The sequence below is a fragment of the Streptosporangium jomthongense genome, from assembly GCF_042650425.1.
Taxonomy (GTDB): Bacteria; Actinomycetota; Actinomycetes; order Streptosporangiales; family Streptosporangiaceae; genus Streptosporangium.
This window is the reverse complement of record NZ_JBHSBC010000045.1, coordinates 82872-98308: the sequence shown is the minus strand read 5'-3', so window position 1 is coordinate 98308 and position 15437 is coordinate 82872. Positions and strand designations below refer to the sequence as shown.

Sequence of the window (15437 nt, the reverse complement as noted above, 5' to 3'; positions counted from 1 at the left end):
GTCACTCCTTGACGTCCGGGGCCGTTCCCAGGGCCTGTACGACCCGGGAGGGGCTGGGGCGGCCGAGCCGCTCAGCCAGCCAGGTGCTGGTCTGCACCAGCGAGGGCAGGTCGAGCCCGGTCTCCACGCCGAGACCGTGCAGCATCCACACCAGGTCCTCGGTCGCGAGGTTGCCGGTCGCGCTCTCGGCGTACGGGCAGCCCCCGATGCCGCCGGTCGAGGCGTCGACCACGGTCACGCCCTCGCGCAGGGCGGTGAGGGTGTTGGCCAGGGCCTGGCCGTAGGTGTCGTGGAAGTGCACCGCGAGCCGCTCCGGACCGCCGAGGTCCCCGGCCAGGGCCCCGATGAGGGCGGCCACGTGCCCGGGGGTGCCCACCCCCACGGTGTCGCCCAGCGAGAGCTCGTAGCAGCCGAGGTCCAGGAGCCTGCGCCCGACGGAGACCACCTGGGCCACGGGGGTCGGCCCCTCCCACGGATCGCCGAAGCACATCGAGACGTACGCCCTGACGCGCAGGCCGTTGCCGAGCGCCCGCGCGACCACCGGCTCGAACATCTCGAACTGCGACTCAAGCGTCCGGTTCAGGTTCCTGTTCGCGAACGTCTCGGTGGCGCTGGCGAAGATCGCGATCTCCTCGACGCCGTGTTCGAGCGCCCGGTCGAGCCCCCGCTCGTTGGGCACGAGCACCGGGTAGCGCACACCGGGCACCCGTTCCACCCGTTCCAGCAGTTCGGCGGCGTCGGCGAGCTGGGGAACCCACTTCGGGTGCACGAAGCTGGTCGTCTCGATCACCCGGTGGCCCGCGGCGGCGAGCCTGGCGACGAACTCCGCCTTGACCTCGACCGGGACCGTGACCGCCTCGTTCTGCAGCCCGTCGCGCGGGCCGACCTCGTAGACGGTGACCCGCTCGGGCAGCCCCCGTGCCTCGATCCTGTACGGCTCACGCATCATGCCCGGTCCTCCCCGCCCTCGCCGGAAACCTCCGCGACGTCGACGACCGCGAGCACGGCGTCCATGTCGACCGCCTGCCCGGCCCTGACCCGCAGCTCCGTGACCGTCCCCGCGGCCGGGGCGGTCACGGTGTGCTCCATCTTCATGGCCTCGACGACGAGCAGCGGCTGGTCCCGCTCGACCCGCTCCCCGACCACGGCCTTGACCAGCAGTACCGTTCCCGGCATGGGGCTGCGGACGACTCCGTCGCCTCCCGAGCCGGCTCCCGCCCGGTCTCCCGGGTCGCCCAGGTGGTGGCGGGTCAGCGCCCAGGCGTCCCCGTCACGCCCCAGCCAGAGCGTGTCCTCGGCCCCCTGGGCCCAGCCGTAGCGCCTGCCGACCCCGTCCAGCGTGACCAGCAGGTCGCCCCCGTTCAGGGCGAGGCTCGCCCGCGCGGTCCTCCCGCCGGGCAGCCGGACCTCGGCGCCGCGCGCGGGCAGCCCGCGCACCCCGACCTCGACGACCTCGCCCCGGTTCTCCAGCCGCCAGACGGTCCAGGCGGCTCCGCCGAGACGCCAGCCGTCCGGCACCTCCCAGGGGTCGGCGACCGCCGGTACGGCGGGCGTCCGCCCGTGGTGCAGCAGCAGCGCCGCGGCGACCGGCACGTCCTCGGGCAGGCCCTCCTCGGGCAGGAGGTCGTCCAGGTTGCGTTCGACCAGGCCGGTGTCGAGGTCTCCGGCGACAACCTCGGGGTGGGTGACCAGCGCCCGCAGGAACGCGACGTTGGTCGGCACACCGAGCACCGCGGTGGCGGCGAGCGCCCCGTCGAGGCGCCGCAGCGCGCTGTCCCTGTCCGGTCCCCAGGCGACGATCTTCGACAGCATCGGGTCGTAGCCGCTGCCGACGACCCCGCCCTCGGCCAGGCCCGAGTCGACCCTGACCCCCTCGACGACTCCCTCGGGCTCGCGCAGCGCCAGCACCCGGCCTCCGGTCGGCAGGAAGCCCCTGGCGGGGTCCTCCGCGTAGACGCGGGCCTCGACGGCGTGGCCGCGCAGCCGTACCTGGTCCTGGGTGAGCGGCAGGGGCTCGCCCGCCGCCACCCTGAGCTGCAGTTCGACCAGGTCGAGGCCGGTGACCAGCTCGGTGACGGGGTGCTCGACCTGGAGCCTGGTGTTCATCTCCATGAAGTAGTAGTCGCCGGTCGTGCCCTGCACGATGAACTCGACCGTCCCGGCGCCGGTGTAGCCGACGGCCCTGGCCGCCTCGACGGCCGCCGCGCCCATCCGCGCCCTGGACTCCTCGTCGAGCAGCGGGGAGGGCGCCTCCTCGATGATCTTCTGGTGGCGGCGCTGGAGGCTGCACTCGCGCTCGCCCAGGTGGACGACGTTGCCGTGGGCGTCGGCCATCACCTGGATCTCGATGTGCCGCGGCCCCTCGACGAACCGTTCGATCAGCAGGGTCGCGTCGCCGAACGCGGCCGCGGCCGTACGGCGGGCCGACTCCAGGGCCTCGGGCAGTTCGGCGGCCGAGCGCACCAGCACCATGCCTTTGCCGCCGCCGCCCGCCGAGGGCTTGATCAGCGCCGGGAAGCCGACGCGGCCCGCGGCCTCGGCGAGGTCGTCGTCCGGTTCTGCGCCGCCGGGCACGACGGGCACGCCCGCCGCGGAGACGGTCGCCTTGGCGCGGATCTTGTCGCCCATGGCCTCGATGGCCTCCGGCGGCGGCCCGACGAACACCAGGCCCGCCCGCGCGCACTCGCGGGCGAAGGCGGGGTTCTCGGCCAGGAAGCCGTATCCGGGGTGCACGGCCTGGGCTCCGGTGGCCGCCGCGGCGGCCAGGATCCCGTCGATGTCGAGGTAGCCGCCGGCGAGCCGTACCGCGACGTCGGCCTCCCTGACGTGACGGGCGTCGGCGTCGGCGTCGCTGAAGACCGCGACGGAGCGGACGCCGAGCCTGGAGAGGGTGCGGATGACGCGCAGGGCGATCTCACCGCGGTTGGCGACCAGGACGGTGCCGAACATGCCGCGCGGGGCGGGTGCCTGGGTCACAGGTGTCATGAGGTGATCACATCCGGAAGACGCCGTAGCCGACGGGGTCGAGGGGGGCGTTGGCCGCGGCCGACAGGGCCAGGCCGAGGACCGTTCTGGTGTCGAGGGGGTCGATGACGCCGTCGTCCCACAGGCGGGCGGTCGAGTAGTAGGGGTTGCCCTGCTCCTCGTACTGCCTGCGGATGGCCTCGGGGTCGGCGCCGCCGACCGTGGAGAGCACGTTGGCGGCCTGCTCACCGCCCATGACCGAGATGCGGGCGTTCGGCCACATCCACAGGAACCTGGGCGAGTAGGCGCGGCCCGCCATCGCGTAGTTGCCCGCCCCGAAGGAGCCTCCGACGACCACGGTGAACTTCGGCACCCTGGCGCAGGCGACGGCGGTGACCATCTTCGCGCCGTGCTTGGCGATGCCGCCCGCCTCGTAGGCCCTGCCGACCATGAAGCCGCTGATGTTCTGCAGGAAGACCAGCGGGACGCCCCTGCGGTCGCACAGCTCGATGAAGTGGGCGCCCTTGAGCGCGGACTCGGCGAACAGGATGCCGTTGTTGGCGACGATGCCGACGGGGTGGCCGTGGATGTGGGCGAAACCGGTGACGAGCGTGGAGCCGTACTCGGCCTTGAACTCCAGGAAGCGGCTGCCGTCCACGACGCGGGCGATGATCTCCCGCACGTCGTACGGCGTGCGGGTGTCGGCCGGGACGATGCCGTACAGGTCGCGGGGGTCGTGCGCGGGTTCCTCGACGGGGACGCGCTCCCAGGGGGCGGGGGACCGTGGGCCCAGGGTGGCCACGATGTCGCGGACGATCCGCAGCGCGTGCGCGTCGTCCTCGGCCAGGTGGTCGGTGACGCCGCTGACCCTGGCGTGCAGGTCGCCGCCGCCGAGTTCCTCCGCGGTGACCTCCTCCCCCGTGGCGGCCTTGACCAGCGGCGGGCCGCCCAGGAAGATCGTGCCCTGGTTGCGGACGATCACCGCCTCGTCGCTCATCGCCGGGACGTAGGCGCCGCCTGCCGTGCAGGAGCCGAGGACCGCGGCGATCTGCGGGATGCCGCGCGCCGACATGGTCGCCTGGTTGTAGAAGATGCGGCCGAAGTGCTCCCGGTCGGGGAAGACCTCGTCCTGTTTGGGGAGGAACGCGCCTCCCGAGTCGACGAGGTACAGGCACGGCAGGTTGTTGTGGAGGGCGACCTCCTGGGCCCGCAGGTGCTTCTTGACCGTCACGGGGTAGTAGGTGCCGCCCTTGACGGTGGCGTCGTTGGCGACGACCACGCACTCGCGCCCGGAGACCCGGCCGACGCCGGTGATGATCCCGGCCGCGGGGGCCTCGTCACCGTACATTCCGGTCGCGGCGAGCTGGGAGAGCTCAAGGAAGCGCGAGCCCGGGTCGAGCAGGGTGCCGACGCGGTCGCGGGGCAGCAGCTTGCCCCGGGCGACGTGCCTGGCGCGTGAGCGCTCAGGACCGCCCTCCCCCGCGGCGGCGACGCGCTCGGCCAGGTCGGCGACGAGCCGCTCGTTGGTCTCCGCGTTGCCCTTGAACCCCTCACCGCCAGGATCGCAGGCGCTTCGCAGCACCGGCCAGCCACTCATGCGAGCCCCCTTGTCCGGGCCGTCCCCGACTCCGTCGTCGCGGGTTAACGGTCGCTAACGTCACCGCCGATGTTAGTCACCATTAACGTCAGCGTCTACCATGCGAGATGTGACAACCGCTCGGACCCCTGCCCGCAACCGAGGGACGCGACGCGTGGAGATCCTGGACGCCGCGGCCCAGCTGTTCGCGGCGCGGGGCTTCCACGGTGTCTCCATCGAGGACATCGGCGGCGCGGTCGGCGTCTCCGGCCCCGCCCTCTACCGGCACTTCAGCGGCAAGGAGGCGCTGCTCGCCGAGATGCTGCTCGACGTGAGCGAGCGCCTGCACGCCTCGGCCGCGGACCGGGTGACGACCGCCCCCGGCCCGGAGGCCGCGCTGGACGCCCTGCTCAGCGGCCAGATCGAGTTCGCCCTCAGCCATCCTTCGCTGATCACCGTGCACGACCGCGAGCTGGGCAACGTCCCCGAGCCCGCCCGGCGCCAGATCCGCAGGCTCCAGCGCCTCTACGTCGAGGAGTGGGTCACGGTGCTGAGCGAGCTGCACCCCGCGTGCCCGCCCGCCCGCCTGCGCGCCGCGACGCACGCCGTCTTCGGCCTGCTCAACTCGACCCCGCACAGCGCGGGCGAGCTGCCAGGGGAGGCGATGGCGCGCCTGCTGCTCGGCATGGCCCGTACGGCCCTCGCCACGCTGAACGACGACGAAAGTTAGCGTTCGTTAACAGTGGGCGAACGGGGCCGTACGTCCCGGACGTCCGGGAAGGAATGCGTCTTCTTTCGGCCCCTCACTCTTCCATTGATACGCCCAGCCGAAATCTAAGCATCATTAGGTCAAATAGACACACAAGTCGGTCTATTAGTTGATAAATCCGGCAGATGGTGTGAGTTTTCACCGACGACACCTCCCATCAGGCACGACGCCGCAAAACGGGCGGGGCGTGACGCCAAAGACCTCAAGGTGCCGGTGCGGCACTCTCCGATGGGGACATAATCGGGCTGTGGCGCGCGACGCAGTTGAGACCAATTTCACCGAGGCGGTGGCCGCCCTGTCCCCGGGGGCCCCGCGTGATCCCGGCCTTCCCGTGCGTGAGGGCACGAGCCTGACCGGGGCCCGTTGCCGGGAGTTGTTCGAGTTCCAGCTCGGCAGCAGGCTCCTGGACGTGGCCGCCCGCTGGCTGCGCGCCCAGGGGGAGGGCTTCTACACCATCGGTTCCTCGGGGCACGAGGGCAACGCCGCGGTCGCCGCCGCGCTGCGCGTCACCGACCCCGCGCTCCTGCACTACCGTTCTGGGGCCTTCTACCTGACCAGGTCCGCGATGGCCGGACGGCTGCCCGAGCAGGGGTTGCGCGACGTGCTGCTCGGCCTGACCGCCTCGGCGGAGGAGCCCATCGCGGGCGGCCGCCACAAGGTCTTCGGTCACCCCGACCTGGCGGTGATCCCGCAGACCTCGACGGTCGCCAGTCACATGCCGCGCGCGGTCGGGGTCGCCTTCGCCGTCGAACGCGCCAGGGCGCTCGGCCTGCGCTCGGCCTGGCCGGACGACGCGATCACGGTGTGCAGCTTCGGCGACGCGTCGGTCAACCACGCCAGCGCGCTGTCGGCCCTCAACACCGCGGGCTACGTCTCCTACCAGGGGGTGGCGCTGCCCCTGCTGCTCGTCTGCGAGGACAACGGCCTGGGCATCAGCGTGCGGACACCGCAGGGCTGGGTCGAGGCGGCACGCCATCCTCGGCTGACCTACTTCGCCGCCGACGGCTGCGACCTGGCCGACGTCCACGACGTGGCCCTCGCCGCCGCCCGGCACGTCCGCGAGCGCCGCTCCCCCGCCCTGCTGCACGTCCGGACCGTCCGGCTGATGGGGCACGCGGGCTCGGACGTCGAGCTGTCCTACCGGACGAAGCGGGAGATCAACGCCGACCTGGAGCGCGACCCTCTCGTCGCCACGGCCAGGCTGCTCGTCGAGGCGGGCCTGGCCACGCCGGATGAACTGCTGCTGCACTACGAGACGACGCGTGAGCATCTGCTCAAGATGGCCCTGGAGAGTTCGCGCCGCCCGCGTCTGACCTCGGCCGCCGACGTCATGGAGCCGCTGGCGCCCCGGACCCCGCGCACCGTCGCCCCGGCCAGCGCGGTCTCCTCCGGTTCCAGGGAGAAGGCCTTCGCGGGCAGGCTGCCCGAGCAGGAGGGCCCGCTCACCCTCTCCCAGGCGATCAACCGGGCTCTGGCCGACCAGCTCGCCGCCCACCCCGACGTGCTGGTCTTCGGTGAGGACGTGGCCCGCAAGGGCGGCGTCTACGGGGTCACCCGGGGGCTGCAGAAGCGCTTCGGCGCCGGGCGGGTCTTCGACACCCTCCTCGACGAGCAGGCCGTGCTCGGCCTCGCGCTCGGCTCCGGCGTCTCCGGCCTGCTGCCGGTGCCCGAGATCCAGTACCTCGCCTACCTGCACAACGCGCTCGACCAGATCAGGGGTGAGGCGGCGACGCTGTCGTTCTTCTCCCAGGGCGCCTTCCGCAATCCGATGGTCGTGCGGGTGGCCGCCTACGCCTACCAGAAGGGCTTCGGCGGTCACTTCCACAACGACAACTCCGTGGCCGCCCTCCGCGACATCCCCGGTCTCGTGGTCGCCTCCCCCGCCAGGCCCGACGACGCCGCCTCCATGCTGCGCACCTGCGTGGCCGCCGCCAGGACCGACGGCAGTGTGTGCGTCTTCCTTGAGCCGATCGCCCTGTACAACACCCGTGACCTGTTCGAGGAGGGCGACAACGGCTGGCTCTCGCCGTATGTGCCGCCCTCGCGCTGGGCCGAGACGCACGTCCCGATCGGCAGGGCCCGCAGCTACGGCGACGGCCGCGACCTGACCATCGTGACCTTCGGCAACGGCCTGCGCATGAGCCTGCGCGCCGCGGTCAGGCTCACCGCCGAGGGGTACGGCTGCCGCGTCCTCGACCTGCGCTGGCTGTCCCCGCTGCCGGTCGAGGACCTGCTGCGCGCGGCGGAGCTGACCGGCCGGGTGCTGGTCGCCGACGAGACCCGTCGCTCGGGCGGCGTCTCGGAGAGCGTGGTGGCCGAGCTGCTCGACGCCGGGTTCACCGGCCGGATCGCCCGGGTGACCTCCTCCGACAGCTTCGTCCCGCTGGGGGAGGCGGCCAGGCACGTGCTGCTCTCCGAGGCCGAGATCGAGGACGCCGCCCGCAAACTGCTGGGCTGACCTCGCGAAACCGCCCCCGCCCCGTCGTCGACGGTGTTCAATTGGCCACGCACTGTGACGACTCCGTCGCCCGGCCCGCCGTTCGACGGAGGCTCCCCCCGATCAGGAGATAGCATGACCGACGTGGCGACGACGAGCACCTGCCGGCGAGTGGCGGCGCTCGAATCCTGGGCCTTCAGGACGGGCTCGGATCTCGCCGACATCAAGGGGACGCTGGGCAACCTGCCCGTGATCATCCGGGAGGAGATCATGACGTACACCTCCCCCGTGCTCGAAGAGATCATGAACAGGATGGCCACCGGGGACGACCTGGTCGCGCTCACCGCGCGGGCGGACGGCCTGGAGACCGAGGTCAGGAACCTGGGCGTCCGGGTGGGCGGCCTGGAGACCAAGGTCGGCCAACTGGAGACCAAGGTCGACCGGCTGGACGCCAAGGTGGATGGCCTGGAGAGCAGGATGACCGCCCTGGAGACCAAGGTGGACAGCCTTGAGGCCGAGGTGAGAGGCCTGGGCGGCCGGATGGACGCCATGGAGAAACGGATGGACTCCATGGACGACAAGCTCGACCTGATCCTGGCCAAGCTCGGCTGAGCGGCCCCGCAATCCCCTGTGGCCCCGGCCGTGCGCCGGGGCCCCGTCGTGTCCCCGGGCTTCACAGAAACGTCGACAAATTCATTTACCCGGCCCGGTGAGAACACCGTCCGCCCGGCGGCGGCGCCGTACGGGAAAGGCGTTTCACAGCGGGCGGAAAACACGGAGAACGCGGACGGCCGGTTCGGTCACAACCAGTCACGGCGTTTGAAGACGATGTAGAGGGTCACGCAGACGGCCGCCATCAGGAGCACCGCGAACGGGTAGCCGAACCACCAGTGGATCTCCGGCATGACCTCGAAGTTCATGCCGTAGATGGTGCCGACGAGGGTCGGGGCGAAGAGGATCGCGGCCCAGGCGGAGATCTTCTTGACCTCCTCGTTCTGGGCGTTGCTGACCTCGGTGAGGTTGGTCATGTGCTCGTTCTGGGCCTGGGCCACCATGGTCGAGTTGACCACGAGGATGTCGTGGAGCATCTGCCGGAAGCCGCTGACCCGCTCGGCCACGGTGATCGCGTGGTCGGCGACGTCGCGCAGGTGCCGTTGCACCTCCTCGTCCATCCCGTACTTGGGCGCCCCGGCGATGAGTCCCTCGACCATCCCGAGCAGCGGCTGGGTGGCGCGCTGGAACTCGATCACCTCGCGGGACAGCTCGTAGATGCGGCGGGAGACGCCCGGCTTGTTGCTGAAGACCTCGACCTCGATCTCGTCGATGTCGTTCTGCAGCCCAGCGACCACCGGCGCGTAGCCGTCGACGACCGCGTCCAGGATGGCGTAGAACACCGCCTGCGGCCCCTTGGCGAGCAGTTCGGGGTCGCTCTCCATCCTCCTGCGGACCTGGGACAGGTCCGGGGTCTCGCTGTGCCGTACGGTGATCACGAAGTTCTGGCCGACGAAGACGTGCAGTTCGCCGAAGTCGACCTCCTCGGCCTCGTCGAGGTATCTCGCGGGGCGCAGCACCACGAACAGCGTGTCGCCGTAGCGGTCGGCCTTGGGCCGCTGGTGGGCGACGATGGCGTCCTCGACGGCCAGTTCGTGCAGGTCGAACTCCTCGGCCACGTTGACGATGACCGAGTCCTCCGGCCGGTAGAAGCCGATCCAGGCCATGCTGCCCGGCGTCCTCTTCAGGAACTCGAAGGCCTCGGGCAGGGACTCGGGGGTCACGTCCCTGAGACCGTTCACGTAGATCGCGCTGTCGATGACGTGTGAGCGAGGCGGGGGCAGCTGATCGTCCGCCCGGGGGTCCATGGAACGCTCGGGAGAGTCACGCTCTCCTCCGGAACGCCCGCGTACCAGGCTCAGTATGCTGCGCATCTGCCGATCGGCCACGCCTGTCTCCTCATCCGGCTCATCCGGCCCTCATGAAGTCCTCCAGTGACCGCATCGCCCTGCCCCGGATCGTGTCCCGGAACACCGATGTCCAGCCGAACGGCAGGCCGGTCGGCTTGCCCAGCGCCATCCTGGACCAGCGCCTGAAGTCGAACTCGTCGTGGTGCCGGACGATCAGGCCGTCCTCGAACCTGAACAGGGCGTCGATCTCGTTGATCACCGGCCTGCCGGTCCTGCCGAAGACGTAGCGGGCGGTCCAGTGCGCCGCGCCGTCGTAACGCCTGGCGGTGACGTCCCTGACGGACACGGCGACGCCGCCCTCACCGCTCAGCAGCATCCGCCACATGCCCATCACCCTGCTCCTGCCTTCGAGCTCCAGGAAGACGGGGTCGCCGAAGGTGACCTCCGGGTGGTAGCACCGTTCCATGGAGTCGAGGTCTGCGCGGGCGAAGGCCGCGTAGAAGCTCTTGATGAGCCCGGCATTCTGATCGTTCACGTGATTTCCCCCGATCACGGATGTTCCGCTGACCGAGTTTAGGCGGGGACCGGGCCTGGTGACAGCCCTGAAAGTGAGATTGGGAACCCCAGGTTCGGGGGTGAAGGTGACCGCCGAGGGACACCCGGGAGTACGGCGGGCGAACCGGCCGGGACCGTCCTGTCACGGCTTTATCGCCAGCACACCGGATGTCGTGGGACGCTTTGCTCCGGCACCGCGAAAGGCCTGAGGGAGTCAGGGAACTCGAAGGGTTCGGAAGATTCTAAGGAGAGATGGTCGTTGTCGGAGGTCTGGAGGGCCCTGACCAGGGTCCAGACGGAGCCGCCCGGATGGGCCGTGCTGCTGTCCGCGCTGGTGGCCCTGGCCGTGGTGACCTGGCCCACCTCGTGGCAGCTGTCCCGTGGCCTGGTCACGATCGCGCACGAGGGCGGGCACGCGCTGATGGCGCTGCTGACCCGGCGCAAGCTGCAGGGCATCCGGTTGCACTCCGACACCTCGGGCGTGACCCTGACCCGGGGCAGGCCGACGGGGCCGGGGATGATCCTGACCGCCGCCGCCGGATACGTCGCCCCCTCCCTGCTCGGGCTCGGCGGGGCGTGGCTGGTCTCCGCGGGGCACGTGACGGCGCTGATCACGATCGTGCTGGGCCTGCTGCTGTGCATGCTGCTGCTGATCCGCAACCTCTTCGGCGTGGTGAGCCTGCTGGCGACCGGTGGGGCGATCTTCGCCCTGACGTGGTACTCCCCGCCCGCCGTCGACGCCGTCCTGGCCCAGCTCGCCGTGTGGTTCCTGCTGTTCGGCGGGGTCAGGCCGATCCTGGAGCTGCGCCGCAAGCGCCGCCACAGCCGTACTCCCGACTCCGACGCCGACCAGCTCGCCCGGCTGACCGTCCTGCCCGCCGGGTTCTGGATCTTCCTCTTCCTGCTGGTCGCGATCGTCTGCCTGGCCTTCGGCGCCTGGCTGCTGAGCCCGCTGCCTGCCTGGCCGTCGCGCTGACCCTCACGTCCCGCCGGTGAAGGCGGGGAAAAGGGCACGGCCCGCGTCGCCGTTTCACGCCGTTCCCCGCCGAATGACGTTCTCATTCATTGACAGTTAAACGGTTTTTGCCTTTATTGCCGTATATGCACCTGCCGCACAAGGGTCGTTGATGCCGCACCAGCTGTACGCCGTCACGGCGGTCGCGGTGGGGGCCCTGCTGGTCTCGCTGGGCGTCACGATCGCCCTGGCGCTCAGGGTCGGACGGTTGCGCGCCGAGCGGGACAGAGCCGTACGGCATGCCCGGGAGGAGCTGGCCCGCGACATCCACGACCTCGCCGGGCACTGGCTCTGGCTGGCCTCGATCAAGAGTGAGCTGGCCTACCGGCACGCGGCGGACGACGAACGGCTGCGCGAGGAACTGGCCGAGACTCTCCAGGCGGTACGGCGCGCCGCACACGCCGTACGTCACGTCTCCCGGGGGAGCCGGCGGCTGTCGCTGCGGGGGGAGAGCACCCGGGCTCAGGCCCTGCTGACGGGCTTCGGGATCGACTGCTCGGTCAGCCTCGGACGGCCGGGACTGCCGGAGGACGTCAGCGCGGTGCTGGGGACCGTGGTCCGCGAGGCGGTCACGAACATGCTCAGGCACAGCGACCCGGGCAGATGTGTGATCGAGCTGACCGGACGGGACGGCCTGCTGCGGCTGAGCGTGGCCAACGACGGGGCACCCTACGAAGCGCCGCGCAGTGCACCGCGCGGGGCGCCGGACGGGACACCACCTGGGGAGTGGCCGGGTGGGGAGGAGACCGGGGGGAACGGGCTGGGCAACCTGCGGCACCGGGTCACCGGGATCGGCGGCACGTTGCGGGCGACGGCCGGTGAGGACGGCTGGTTCCGGCTCGTCGCCGAGGTACCGGAAAAGTTTTTCTGAATAATTTTCACTTATACCCTAAATGCCCAGGTAGCACCCAATCTCGCGATTAAACCTGTGAATTTTACATATGCGACCCATGGAGTTTGTAACTAGTCATTTCTCTGGTTATCCGGAATTCTTCCTTCTGGAAGACAGCAGGGAGAATGCCGTGAATGCCCAGTATGAGGTTTACTGTCTCGCTGACCGGATCTTTTACGACACCCTCGACGGTTCCCGGGGAGAGCACACCGACTTCCCCCAGGCGACCCGGGAGGTGCCGCCGGGCTGGAGGCACCAGGCCGGCGACACCTGGATGCACTACGCGCCCGCCGACGGCAGGACGCCCGCCCAGGGGTGGAAGATCCACGTCTCGGCGTGCGTCGAGGACGCCGAGCGTGCCCTTGAGGTCGTGTGGGACTACTGCGTGCCCCGGGGTGTGGCGTTCAAGTTCCTGCGCAGCCTGCCGATCATGGCCATGCTGAACTCCAAGGCCGCCGCCCGCGGGTCGAGCGGCAAGCTCGTGACGATCTATCCCGTCGACGAGGCCCAGCTCGAACTGGTCCTGAAGGAGCTCGACGAGCTGCTGCGCGGCGTCAGGGGCCCCTACGTGCTCAGCGACCTGCGCTATGGCGACGGCCCGCTGTTCGTGCGCTACGGGGGTTTCGTGCCCAGGCACTGCGTGGCCGACAACGGCGAGCTGGTGCTGGCCGTCGAGGACGACGCGGGGCGTCTCGTGCCCGACGTCCGCGGCCCCGCCTTCAGTCTGCCCTCCTGGGTACGGCTGCCCGCCTTCCTCGAATCCCACCTCGCCGCCCGCAACGCGGTCACCACCGGCGGCCTGCCGTACGAGATCGAGAGTGTGCTGCAGTTCTCCAACGGCGGGGGCGTCTACCTGGGACGGGACCGGGGCACCGGGCGACGGGTCGTGCTGAAGGAGGGGCGCCCGCACGCCGGGCTCGACGCCGCGGGACGGGACGCGGTCGCACGACTGGCACACGAACGTGACATGCTGCGCAGGCTGGCCGGTCTCGACGCGGTGCCCGAACTGCTCGACTACTTCACGCTGGGCGAGCACCACTTCCTGGTGCAGGAGTTCGTCGACGGCAACCCCCTGCAGCGGCACCTGGTGAAGCGCTACCCCCTGACCAGGGCGGTCCGCGACGAGGAGGCCGTCGCCGGCTACACCGCCTGGGCGCTGGAGATGCTTCCCAAGGTCAGGCAGGCGGTCCGGGCGCTGCACGAGCGCGGCGTCGTCTTCGGCGACCTGCACCCGAACAACATCCTCCTCACCGAGGAGGGACGCCTCGTCCTGATCGACTACGAGGTGGCGACGCTCGCCGAGGACAACGCCCGCGCCAGTCTCGGCCACCCGGCCTTCGGGGCGCCGCGCGACCGCAACGGCGTCGAGATCGACGAATACGCCCTGGCCTGTCTGTGCCTCGGGCTGTTCGCGCCGCAGCTGACCATCATGCTCCCGCTCGACCGGGCCAAGGTCCTGCACCTGGGCGAGCTGGTCACCCGGACCTTCCCGGTGCCGCCCGAGGTGGTCGAGGAGGCCGTCACGACCATCCTCGGCGCGACGGAGACGACCCCCACCCGAATCCCCCGGCCGGAGAGCGACGGCTGGCCGGAGGTCAGGGAGTCACTGGCCAGGGCCATCCTGGCCAGCGCGACCCCCGGGCGGAAGGACCGTCTCTTCCCCGGCGACATCGCCCAGTTCCGTCCCGGCGGCGGTCTCGGCGTCGCCCACGGCGCGGCCGGCGTGCTCTACGCCCTGGAACGGGCGGGTTGCGGCCGTTTCCCCGAGTATGAGGAGTGGCTGCGGCGCGGGGCGCTCGACCCCGAACCGGGCACCGGCCTCGGTTTCTACGACGGCCTGCACGGGGTGGCGTACGTGCTCGACCTGCTCGGACACCGCCAGGACGCGCTCGACATCGTCGAACGGTGCATGCGGGAGAAGTGGGAGGCCCTGGACCTGGGCCTGTTCGGCGGCCTGTCCGGCATCGGGCTCACCCTCTTCCACCTGGGCGAGACGACCGGTGAGACGGGCCTGACCGAGCTGGCCCACCGGATCGCCCGTGTCTGCGCCGACCGGCTCGGCGGCCCCGGCGACGTGCCCGAGATCAGCGGCGGGAGCAACCCCCGCGCGGGACTGATGTACGGCTCAAGCGGCCCGGCCCTGCTCCTCACCCACGCCTACGAGCGTGGCGGCGACCCCTCGATGCTCGACGGCGCGGCCGTCGCGCTCCGCCAGGACCTGCGGCGGTGCACCACAAGCGAGGACGGTTCCCTCCAGGTCACCCAGGGCTGGCGCGTCCTGCCCTATCTCGACGAGGGGTCGGTGGGGATCGCCCTGGCGCTGGGCCGCTATCTGGCCCACCGCGACGACGCGGACCTCAGGACCGCCCTCGACGGCTGCGAGCGTGTCACCGGGGCCGGCTTCTACGTCCAGCCGGGCCTGTTCACCGGCCGCGCCGGCATGATCGTGGCCCTGGGCGCCGGACGGGCCAGGACCGGAGGCTCAACGGCCCTGAACGACCTCGTGTCCGCGCAGCTGAGCGGGCTCGGCTGGCACGCCCTGCCGTACGCGGGCGGCCTGGCCTTCCCCGGTGACCAGCTGATGCGGCTCTCCATGGACTTCGCGACCGGCACGGCCGGAGTCCTCTTCGCGATGAGCACCGTGCTGCGCGACGAGCCGGTGTTCCTCCCCTTTACCGGGCCGCCCGGCGGCGCAGGCTCCCTGACCAAGGCAACGACTGCGTGAACCGCCGAGCGACCTCGACTCCCACGAACACCAAGATCGAAGGAGGTGTAGATCACATGGTACTTCTCGACCTGCAGAGCCTGGAAGCCCCCGGGGGCGGCCACGGCGGCGGCGGCGGCAGCACGCTGACCGTCCTGGGCTGCGAGTCCCACACCCCGAGCAACCTCAGCCTGTTGCTCTGCCACTGACCCCCTCACCCTTCCAGCTCACCAGAAGTGGAGTCACACCATGGTTCTTCTCGACCTGCAGACCCTGGAGACCCCCGGCGGCGGCCACGGTGGCGGCGGCGGCAGCACGCTGACCGTTCTCGGCTGCGAGTCCCACACCCCCAGCAACCTCAGCCTGCTGCTCTGCCACTGAGCCTCCCCCGAGGTTCTTCGCGTATCCCCTGGTAAGCGCTTTTCCCCCAGAAGTGGAGTTACACCATGGTTCTTCTCGACCTGCAGACCCTGGAGACCCCCGGCGGCGGCCACGGTGGCGGCGGCGGCAGCACGCTGACCGTCCTGGGCTGCGAGTCCCACACGCCGAGCAACCTCAGCCTGCTGCTCTGCCACTAGTCAAGCGGATGCCCGGGACGGCCGGCGACGGCAGCCGTCCCGGGCA

The 15437-nt window shown here is 70.8% G+C and carries 14 protein-coding genes; 9 read left to right on the top strand and 5 right to left on the bottom strand.

Annotated elements, in window-relative coordinates; genetic code table 11:
• Window position 1 precedes the first annotated feature (1 nt).
• From ACFOYY_RS34825 to ACFOYY_RS34815, 3 genes are read right to left on the bottom strand one after another with little or no spacing between them, the layout of a single operon-like run.
• Window positions 2-949, bottom strand: coding sequence for a hydroxymethylglutaryl-CoA lyase (locus ACFOYY_RS34825; RefSeq protein WP_352011540.1), 948 nt, complete (start codon window positions 947-949; stop codon window positions 2-4).
• Window positions 946-2985, bottom strand: coding sequence for an acetyl/propionyl/methylcrotonyl-CoA carboxylase subunit alpha (locus ACFOYY_RS34820; RefSeq protein WP_386195405.1), 2040 nt, complete (start codon window positions 2983-2985; stop codon window positions 946-948). Before ACFOYY_RS34820 ends, ACFOYY_RS34825 begins: the two co-directional genes overlap by 4 nt.
• A gap of 7 nt (window positions 2986-2992) precedes the next feature.
• Window positions 2993-4561: a carboxyl transferase domain-containing protein gene (locus ACFOYY_RS34815; RefSeq protein ID WP_352011538.1), complete on the bottom strand. Its 1569-nt coding sequence runs from the start codon at window positions 4559-4561 to the stop codon at window positions 2993-2995.
• Window positions 4562-4661: 100 nt separating this feature from the next.
• Here ACFOYY_RS34815 and ACFOYY_RS34810 point away from each other — a divergent pair, with 100 nt between their 5' ends.
• From ACFOYY_RS34810 to ACFOYY_RS34800, 3 genes are all read left to right on the top strand, one after another.
• The gene (locus ACFOYY_RS34810) at window positions 4662-5270 is read left to right on the top strand and encodes an SACE_7040 family transcriptional regulator (RefSeq protein ID WP_352011537.1); all 609 of its coding nucleotides are present in this window, start codon (window positions 4662-4664) and stop codon (window positions 5268-5270) included.
• 286 nt (window positions 5271-5556) lie between these two features.
• Window positions 5557-7767, top strand: coding sequence for a thiamine pyrophosphate-dependent enzyme (locus ACFOYY_RS34805; RefSeq protein ID WP_362775694.1), 2211 nt, complete (start codon window positions 5557-5559; stop codon window positions 7765-7767).
• 114 nt (window positions 7768-7881) lie between these two features.
• On the top strand, window positions 7882-8358 hold the full coding sequence (locus tag ACFOYY_RS34800; RefSeq protein WP_386195402.1) for a hypothetical protein: 477 nt from the start codon (window positions 7882-7884) through the stop codon (window positions 8356-8358).
• Window positions 8359-8546: 188 nt separating this feature from the next.
• Here ACFOYY_RS34800 and ACFOYY_RS34795 read toward each other — a convergent pair whose 3' ends face one another.
• Window positions 8547-9686, bottom strand: a complete 1140-nt coding sequence (locus ACFOYY_RS34795; protein WP_362775690.1) for a magnesium and cobalt transport protein CorA — start codon at window positions 9684-9686, stop codon at window positions 8547-8549.
• A 19-nt stretch (window positions 9687-9705) separates the two neighbouring features.
• Window positions 9706-10182, bottom strand: coding sequence for a nuclear transport factor 2 family protein (locus ACFOYY_RS34790; RefSeq protein ID WP_352011533.1), 477 nt, complete (start codon window positions 10180-10182; stop codon window positions 9706-9708).
• 279 nt (window positions 10183-10461) lie between these two features.
• On the opposite strand from ACFOYY_RS34790, the gene ACFOYY_RS34785 reads away from it, so the two are divergent.
• The 6 genes from ACFOYY_RS34785 to ACFOYY_RS34760 all read left to right on the top strand — a co-directional run bounded on the left by ACFOYY_RS34785 (window position 10462) and on the right by ACFOYY_RS34760 (window position 15391).
• Window positions 10462-11178, top strand: a complete 717-nt coding sequence (locus ACFOYY_RS34785) for a M50 family metallopeptidase (protein WP_352011532.1) — start codon at window positions 10462-10464, stop codon at window positions 11176-11178.
• A gap of 151 nt (window positions 11179-11329) precedes the next feature.
• Window positions 11330-12088, top strand: a complete 759-nt coding sequence (locus ACFOYY_RS34780; protein ID WP_352011531.1) for a sensor histidine kinase — start codon at window positions 11330-11332, stop codon at window positions 12086-12088.
• A 151-nt stretch (window positions 12089-12239) separates the two neighbouring features.
• A complete protein-coding gene (gene lanKC, locus ACFOYY_RS34775) occupies window positions 12240-14834 on the top strand; it encodes a class III lanthionine synthetase LanKC (RefSeq protein WP_386195399.1) in 2595 nt (864 codons plus the stop codon).
• Window positions 14835-14890: 56 nt separating this feature from the next.
• On the top strand, window positions 14891-15022 hold the full coding sequence (locus tag ACFOYY_RS34770; RefSeq protein ID WP_352011529.1) for a SapB/AmfS family lanthipeptide: 132 nt from the start codon (window positions 14891-14893) through the stop codon (window positions 15020-15022).
• A gap of 40 nt (window positions 15023-15062) precedes the next feature.
• A complete protein-coding gene (locus ACFOYY_RS34765; protein WP_366280410.1) occupies window positions 15063-15194 on the top strand; it encodes a SapB/AmfS family lanthipeptide in 132 nt (43 codons plus the stop codon).
• A gap of 65 nt (window positions 15195-15259) precedes the next feature.
• Window positions 15260-15391 carry a SapB/AmfS family lanthipeptide gene (locus ACFOYY_RS34760; protein WP_366280410.1) on the top strand — a complete coding sequence of 44 codons (132 nt, stop codon included), beginning with the start codon at window positions 15260-15262 and terminating at the stop codon, window positions 15389-15391.
• The last annotated feature ends 46 nt before the right edge of the window (window positions 15392-15437 follow it).